Below are 7,774 nucleotides of genomic sequence, written 5' to 3'. Positions count from 1 at the left end.
CACCGGGACGCCGGGGTTCTCAGCGACGCCGAGGCGGGCGGACTTCTTCAACGCCTCCTTGCGCATCATCGGCGCCAGGTCGCGCGGGGTCGCCATGTAGCGGGCGGCGTGGTCGACGCTTGAGCGGTTCTTCCGTCCGAGCGAGCGCATCCACACGAGCCAGAGGCCCACGAGGACGATGACGGCGACGGCGGCCGCGGCGATCATCGTTGCGGACGTCGACCACACCACTTGGCCGCGGAACAGGCCCGAGATGATTTCAAACGGGTCCGAGGGCAGGCCCTCGTTCACGCCGTCGAGCTTGGAACCGACCGCGACGGCCACCCAGACGATGCCGATCGCAGCGATCGCCGCGAGGGCTGCGCCGAGCATCAGGGCGTCGTTATTGGCCTTGCCAGGCTCGCGGCGGCGGTTGTTGGCGGTGGCGCTCATGCGGACTCCTCCGTGTAGATCGGGCCGGCCCACCGCGGGGTGCAGTCGTTGGCGGGTGCTTGGTGCGAGGTCCCCCAGGAGAGGACCGCGAGGCCCCGCTCCGCGAAGGAGACGGGGAGGTCGGTCGTGTGGAAGCCGTGCTCCCCCGGGGCGGACCGCTGGCAGGTCCAGCGGTAGCCCTCGAAGGCGAGCGTCGACGGGCAGCTCACGCGATCACCCGGTCCCACTGGTCCCAGGCGACGAAGCTCGCCATGAGCCCGACGCCGGTCCAGCAGAGGGTGAGCAGGAACCGATCGCGGTCTGCCGTCCGCTGACGGGCTCGGATCGCGTTGATGATCGCGGCGCCGGCGGCGCCGGCCGCGACGCAGCTCGCGCCGAGTGCGACGAGGACGCTCACGGCAGGATCTCGACGTTCACGGGATCGGTGGGCAGTGGCTCCGCTGCGCGGCCGGCGCGGGAGGTCGCGTGCCAGAGCTTGTTGGTGTCGTTGACCTCCTTCTCTGCTGCGGTCAGCTCGACGCGCACCGGGATACCGGGACGTCCGCCGACCTTGATCAGGAAGCGGCCGCGGCCGGGAGGCTCGGACTCGTGCCCGGACACGGGGTCCCAGGCGGGCGGGTCCTGCCAGGAGGTGAGCATCCCCTGTTCCGCGATCGACATCGGCACCGCCGAGGTCAGCAGCGGCATCTCAGCACCGGGGAGGCCGCCGCAGATGACCATGCCGGAGCGTTCCACGAAGCCCTTCGCCTTCATCTGATCCTCCGAGGAGGCCAGTGCGAGGAGGTCGGACATGGTGTGGCTGATCATCGCCAGGCCGACGCCGCGCGCACGGTTCAGGCGGGTGAGCGCGTCGACGCGATCGACCATGCCCTTACCCGCGCGCAGCGCCCGCCACAGCTCGTCCAGGATCACGAAGTAGTGCCGCTGCGGTTCGAGCTCCGCGTCCGCGAGGGCGGCCGCGACGTTGACGGTCCCGAAGCCGGCGGACCAGCAGGCGAGGAGGATCGCGGCCTGGAGGTCGCCTTCGGAGTCGTCGATCGAGGACACGTCGTAGACGACGGGCCGGTCCCGGCGCATCGGCGTGGTCGTCTGCTTCGAGAACACCTCGCCCAGGCGTCCACCGGTGGTGAGGCCGATGAGGGAGGCTTCGAGGTTCTCGGTGACGTCCTTGTACTTCTCGATGTTGCCGCGGTCCAACGCGACCTGACGAACTTCGTCCGGCGCCTCCTGGATCACGCGCAGCAGGTCCGCGAGGACCGGCACGCCCTGGTGGTGCTCGTCCAGGTACTTCAGCGCCCGGTCGATGATCGTCTCTTCACGGTCGCTCGGCGGCTGGGAGCGGAGGATCGTCAGCAGCGCTGCGACCATCGTGTGCCGGCGGCCGTGGGCGTCCGCGAGGACCTGGTGCGCGAGGCGCTGCACCTTCGCGGCGTGCTTGCGCAGCCGACCGACCTCCGCGATCATCGCCGCGGTGTCGTCGGAGACGCCGAGCGCGTCGACCTGGTGCGCGAGCTCGTCGGCCCGCTCGAGCGAGCGGTCGGCCTCGTCACGCAGGCGCTGCGCCGCCTCCGACGCCTCACCGGGATCGAGGATGTTCAGGTACCCGCGGCCACGGCCAAGAGGGATCACCTGCCCGTCGAGAGCTTCGATCAGATCCACGTAGTCCGGCTTGAGGTCGCCCAGCACGAGCGGGATCGTGCCGTACCCGGCGAGGCCGGCGGCCATGCGGCGGGTCAGCGAGGACTTCCCCAGGCCGGGCTTGCCGAGCACGAACATCGACGGGTTGCTGATGAGGTTTGCGCGCTGGAACCAGCTGATCGGGTCGCAGCAGACGGAGGCGCCGGTGGAGAGGTTCTTCCCCAGCGGCACCCCGATCATCGGCGTACCCGTCCCGACCGAGAACGGGTACAGCCCGCACACCTGCACGGTCGTCCCGCGGAACTCGTCTGCGGCCGTGACGTTGACGGCTTCACCACCGCCGCGACCGAGCCATCCGCGGATGCTCGGGCGCAGAGGACGGCGCAGCGCCGTCCCCTGGCTCTTCTTCTTCCCGCCGTGCGGGATCTCGATCTTCTTCCCCTCTCGGCGTCGGGTGCGCGGGGTGGTGCGCTCTCTGGTGAGCGTCGGGCGCTGAGCGACCGCTGCTACCGGGGCTGGAGCTTCGCCCTGCCCGCGCGCAGCCCGCCGCGAGGGTGCCGTCGTGTCGGTGCCGGGCTCTGCCGAGGACGACACGGCACCGGTGGGCAGGCCGTCGCCGGTCAGCTCCTCCCCCGTCGTATCGCCGTGCGCGGCGGTGACCGCTCCGTCCGGCAGGACGTCCTCGCCGGGCTCGAGCTCGTTGTCGCTGTTCGAGGAGAACAGGCGGGTGATCAGGCTCACAGGGACTCCCTCACTTCGGTGGGCAGGCGCAGGTGACGCGGGAGCACGAGCCCCAGCGGCAGACCCGCAGCGAAAACGGTGTCCTGCGACCCGAACGCCGGCCGCACCCGAAGACGCGCCGCGGCGGTCAGCGAGTCGATCGCCGCGCGGGCGTCCGCTTCGTGCACAGCGTCGGTGGTCGTCGCGGTGACGATTAGGCCGAAGTTGAGCAGGCCAGCACCGGAGGCCTCCTCCGCCGCGGTCGCCTGGGCGGAGCGGGTGGAGAGGGTCGAGCGGGCGGTGGGCTTGGTCGACGCGGAGCTGTTGAACTGCGCCGCGTTCAGGTCCGCCTCCACGATCGCCGCGGCGCGGGCCGGGTCGATGGGGCGGTAGAGCAGGGTGACGCGCTTGCGAGCGACGTCGCGGTGCGGCGCGAGCAGGCGCGCGAGGATCCCGGACTGCACGACTCCGCGCGGCGGGGAGGTCATCGTCCACGACGTCGACACGGCGCCGTCGTGCCGGTACGACTCCCACCGGGACTCCGCGGCCGCGGGGCCGACGTCCGTCCACGACAGCTCGGGCACGTCCCCGGAGGCGCGGGCCTCATCGATCAGGACGGCGGCGGCGGGGTCGTAGGCGATCCGGATCACCTCGCACAGCTCCTGAGCACCGAGCGGCCGGGCAGCGCCGGCCCCTGTCGCGGCAAGGCTCGTCGTCAGGCCGGGCAGGCGGGCGGCGAGGTCGGCGGCGACCTCCTTCGCGTTGCGGCGCTTCCCGCCGATGCGAGACAGGGAAGAGAAGGTGATCGCGACGTAGGCGCGGATCGTGGCAGACCCGACCGGGTAGCTGCTCACGACCTCCGAGAGCATCGCTCGAGCGAACTCCGGCGCATCCGGGTCCATCGACCCCTCGACCTCCGAGCGCAGGCGCGTACCGGTGTCGGGGGCCGTCTCGACGGTGACGGAGGCGGCCTCGATGCCGGGCTCGTCTCCAAGGTTGGAGAGCCAAATGCCGTACTCCGCGACCTGGTTGTTGACCTGCTCCTGATCCACCAGCGCGGCGCCGTCCGGCTCGGTAGCGATTACGACGGTGTAGTGCTTGGTGGAGGGGACGTGCACGAGAGCGAATCGGCGCCCGTGCGAGTCCTCGTGCTCGGAGAGCTGCGACGCCGCAGCGAGTCCGGGGAGCTGGAAGGTGCCCCATTTCGCCCGACCCGCGGGACCTGAACGGTAGACGTTCGCTCCCTTGGCCTTCGTCCGCATCCAGTTCACGCGATTCACCGTCCTTCCGAGGGCGCTCTGCCCGTGCTTGTCCTTCACCGAAACCGTCAGCAAGATCCCGCCGAAGATCGCGGCGACGATCAGCGCGGCCACGAGGCCGGAGAACATCGACGCGATGATCGAGGAGAGGATGCCGACGAACAGCACGCCCGTGGCGAGCTGTCCGAGGCCGCCGAGTCCCGCAGTCTGCGGGCGACGCCAATTGCCGTACGTGCGCGGCGCCTCAGCGCTGCGCGTAGGAGTTGCCGTGCTCATCAGTTCCCGCTTCCGTTGCCGCCAGTGGCGTCGTCCGTGGCGGCCTTGACCGCCCCTGCTGCGTGCTTCGCGCCTTCGGCGGCCTTCCCTGCCACCGCAAGGCCGACACCGATCGGGCCTCCTGCCGCGGCTGCGGCACCACCGCCTGCCGCCGCACCGCCCGCTGCCGCACCACCGCCGGCCGCAGCTCCGCCAGCTGCGCCACCGCCTGCTGCTGCGCCGCCGCCTGCACCGGAGGCGGCCGGAGTCGCCGCGGGTGACCCCTTGCTGCCGGCGGAGGCGCTACTGCCGGACGGTGCGGAGCCGAAGCCACCGCCGCCGGGCGACCCTCCGCCCCCGCCGCTGTCGCCTCCGCTGCGCGAGCGGATTGCTCCGCTGGCAATCTCCGCCGCTCCACCGGCCGCGGCCGCACCGAGCAGGAGGCCTGCACCGCCACCGCCACCGCCCACCGAGGCGACAGCGGGGACGAGGAAGCGCATCAGCGCGGGCAGGGCCACGAGCGCGATGAGCATCAGCGCGAGGCCCGTGACGATCTGGAACAGCCCGGTCCCGTCCGACTTGAACAGATCAGTGCCGGTCATCCGGAACGCGATCGCGTAGACGATCGCCGCGGCGGGCTTGTAGAGGATGAAGGCGAGGGTCCAGGCCATCGTCTTCTTGAACCACTGCTGCCCGATTTCCGTATTGGTCGCGGCCGCAGCGATCGGGAAGATGCCGGCGAGGACGACGAGCATCGCGCCGCGGAACACCATGAGCGCGATCTGAACGTAGGTCATGAGCACGGCGAGGATGCCGAGGAGGAACAAGCCGATGAGGCCGATACCCGACGTTGCGGTCAGCGAAATCATCGCGAAGATGTTCGTGCCGAAGCAGTTGCTCTCACCGTTGGTGACGTCGCAGTCGGTGGAGTTGTTGAGGATCCAGATCGAGAAGGCGTCGCCTGCCTGCGTGGCGAGACGGATCACGACGAGTCCCGCGCCGGCGACGGCGATCAGCGTCAGTACCGACCGGGCGAGGGTGCGCAACTCGCCCGCACGCTGCGTCCAGACCATGCGGCCGGCGGCGACGAGGATCGACAGGATCGCGAGTCCTCCGGCGTACCACTCGAGCTGCCCTTGCACCCAGCCGACGACGCTCGAAGATTCGTTGAGGTGCAGCGCCAGGGGTAGGAACCCCGTGACGAGCGCTGAGGCGGAGGAGAGCAGGAAGACGGCGAAGATGATGACGCCGATGCGTCCCATGTGCGCCTCGCCGTCGCCGTGGCGGCGACGGGTGCTCATCATGACGCCGGCGATGATGAGCGACATGACCGCGAGGCCCGCCGCGACCCACGTCACGTAGCCGAGGATCGTCTCGAACGCTTCCGGCAGGGGCGGGGTACCGCCACCGTTAACGCCGCCTCCCCGGTCGACCACGGTCACCGGGGAGGGAACGTTCACCCAGAGGGTGCCGAGCGAGACGACCGCTTTGCCGAAGCCCTCCAAGATGTTGTTCACGAACTGCTGCAAGGCGTCGTTAGACGCCTTCGAGACGACTTCGCCGATGCCTGCTGATGACCAGCACACGACGTCCCACGCTGCGCAGGGCTCGCCTGCGGGTGGAGTCACTGTCATTCGGTACCTGCCCAAGGGATATAGCCGCCCAAGCTGGTGAGTGCGGTCGGACGGAACGGCGGCTGACCGTCAGCGGTCAACACCGACTTCCAGTCGCCGTCGACCCACGTCACGGGAGCGGGGAAGCTGAGGAGCTGATTGGTGTTAGAGCGGAAGGCGATGTCGATCGTGGCTTCGTCCGCGGTGTACGAGCTCACGCGGAAGCCGACGATCTGGACACTGCCTCCGGTGTTGCTCTGGGGAATGTCCGCGGCGATCGCGGCATCGCGACCAGCGCCAGGCGCGGTCTGGCGCTCGAGAACGGCGTCGGCCAGGCGCCCATCCGTTCCCATCGCCCAGAGGTTCGCCACCGAGAAGAGCGATCCTTCGACGGTGTGCGCGTAGCAGCTGCGCAGCCCGTCCTCTCCGATCACGCCGGGGCCGGCGGTGTCCGACGACGGTGCGGCCATCGTGCCGACGATGGTCCAGTCGGTGACAGGTGCCGTCGAGAGCGTTCCGCTCTCGTCGTAACCGGGAAGGTTGCAGACGCTTGCTGCGGCGGTGTCGGTTTCCGGTGAGGCGGTGACGGCGGGCGTCGCGGAGGTGGCGGGAGCACTCTGCCCGCCACCTCCGCCCAGGGACGTAATCGCGAGGAGGATCGCCGCCAGCACGAGGACTCCGAAGATGATGGCTCCGAAGATGAATCCTCGACTGGTGAACGGGTTGCGGGACTCCGTGTCGCTCATGACGTCGTGCCTTTCGTTGGTGATGCGGTCGGTTTCCTCCGGACGCTACGCGCCCATGAGGAAGCCGACGATCGTGAACGCGGCGGACACGATGATCACGCCGACGAGCAGGCGGCCGAGCCAGCCGCCGATCTCTCCGCCTTCGCCGCGGCGGGCGGAGACGGTCATGGTGACGCCGAGGATGATCAGGCCGACGACGGCGACGCCGAGGCCGACCCACTTGGCCCAGCCCATGACGGTGGTAAAGGCCTCGAACCCGGGGGGCATGCCGCCGGGTCCCGGGTCGGGCACGACGGCGCCGAGCGCGCCTGCGGTGGTGAGGATGTCGGTCGTCGCTGCGAGCAGGGACATGAGGTGCTCCGTTTCGTTGGTGGTGCTGGGGGGATCGACGTCGCGGTCGCGACGCCGAAGAGGTCCGGTTATCCGGTGGTGAGGGGTCCGTCCGCGAACCCCACGTCGAAGTGGAGGTGGTTCGGGGTATCGGTGAACTGAGTGATGTGCTCGTAGCTGGTCGAGCGGCACTGGATTTGGCCGGCCCGGGAGCCCTGGGGCACCTGCGGGTCCAGAACGGTGAGGAGTTTCAGCGCGTTGGGGTCGCAGCCGGTGGTGGCCGTGCCGTCGAAGGAGAAGAAGTCGACCGCGTGACCGCCGCCATTGATCCAGTGCGAGGAGCCGGTGCCTGCGCCCAGGAGCGAGCCGGTGCACTGTCGGTTGAGGTCGGAGACGCCGACCTTCCCGAACGTGTTCAGCGCGATGGTGATGACCTGGAGGATCCGGACGTCGATGCCGCAGTTCTCTTTGGCGGTCCCGGCGGCCATGTCGCGGATCTGCTGCGCGTAGCGGTCCTCGAGTAGGCGCAGGCGCCCCTCGTCCATCGCCGTCACGAGTCCGGCGGCGAGGGCCTGCGCGTCTCCGGACACGGCTACGCATCCACCGACCGGCGCAGCCGTCGTAGGCGTGGTGCTGGTCGGCGTCGACGGAACACTGACCGGTGCGCCGGTCGTCGCCGGCCCCGTCGTGCTGCTACCGAGCCCGTTCAGGTAGGTCATGATCGCCACGGCGTCGGCGCGGTACTTCGTGTAGTGGTTCGGGTCGGCGTTGCGCTGGACCT

At 70.0% G+C, this 7,774-nt stretch carries 7 protein-coding genes and 2 pseudogenes; all 9 read right to left on the bottom strand.

What is annotated here, in order from left to right; translation table 11 throughout:
* Window positions 1-432, bottom strand: a pseudogene (locus C5D09_RS16750) (hypothetical protein); the annotation flags it as partial.
* Window positions 429-641, bottom strand: coding sequence for a hypothetical protein (locus C5D09_RS16745; RefSeq protein WP_104234427.1), 213 nt, complete (start codon window positions 639-641; stop codon window positions 429-431). The gene C5D09_RS16745 and the pseudogene C5D09_RS16750, both read right to left, overlap by 4 nt.
* Window positions 638-829, bottom strand: a complete 192-nt coding sequence (locus C5D09_RS16740) for a hypothetical protein (RefSeq protein ID WP_104234428.1) — start codon at window positions 827-829, stop codon at window positions 638-640. Before C5D09_RS16740 ends, C5D09_RS16745 begins: the two co-directional genes overlap by 4 nt.
* Entirely contained in the window at window positions 826-2,433 is a 1,608-nt protein-coding gene (locus C5D09_RS17770; RefSeq protein WP_208323109.1) for an ATP/GTP-binding protein, read from the bottom strand. Before C5D09_RS17770 ends, C5D09_RS16740 begins: the two co-directional genes overlap by 4 nt.
* A gap of 374 nt (window positions 2,434-2,807) precedes the next feature.
* Window positions 2,808-4,325, bottom strand: a complete 1,518-nt coding sequence (locus tag C5D09_RS16725) for an SCO6880 family protein (RefSeq protein ID WP_181028841.1) — start codon at window positions 4,323-4,325, stop codon at window positions 2,808-2,810.
* Window positions 4,325-5,932 carry a hypothetical protein gene (locus C5D09_RS16720; protein WP_146079341.1) on the bottom strand — a complete coding sequence of 536 codons (1,608 nt, stop codon included), beginning with the start codon at window positions 5,930-5,932 and terminating at the stop codon, window positions 4,325-4,327. The genes C5D09_RS16725 and C5D09_RS16720 overlap by 1 nt, the downstream gene beginning before the upstream one ends.
* Before the next feature lie 2 nt (window positions 5,933-5,934).
* Window positions 5,935-6,663 (bottom strand): hypothetical protein, encoded by a 729-nt coding sequence (locus C5D09_RS16715; RefSeq protein WP_104234430.1) that lies wholly within the window; start codon window positions 6,661-6,663, stop codon window positions 5,935-5,937.
* Window positions 6,664-6,708: 45 nt separating this feature from the next.
* Entirely contained in the window at window positions 6,709-7,014 is a 306-nt protein-coding gene (locus tag C5D09_RS16710) for a hypothetical protein (protein WP_104234431.1), read from the bottom strand.
* Window positions 7,015-7,082: 68 nt separating this feature from the next.
* A pseudogene (locus tag C5D09_RS17650) lies at window positions 7,083-7,774 on the bottom strand (hypothetical protein); the annotation flags it as partial.

It is taken from the genome of Rathayibacter sp. AY1C9, from assembly GCF_002932315.1.
Lineage (GTDB): Bacteria > Actinomycetota > Actinomycetes > Actinomycetales > Microbacteriaceae > Rathayibacter.
Note: the sequence above shows the minus strand (reverse complement) of the source record. Positions and strands in the feature narration are given on the sequence as shown.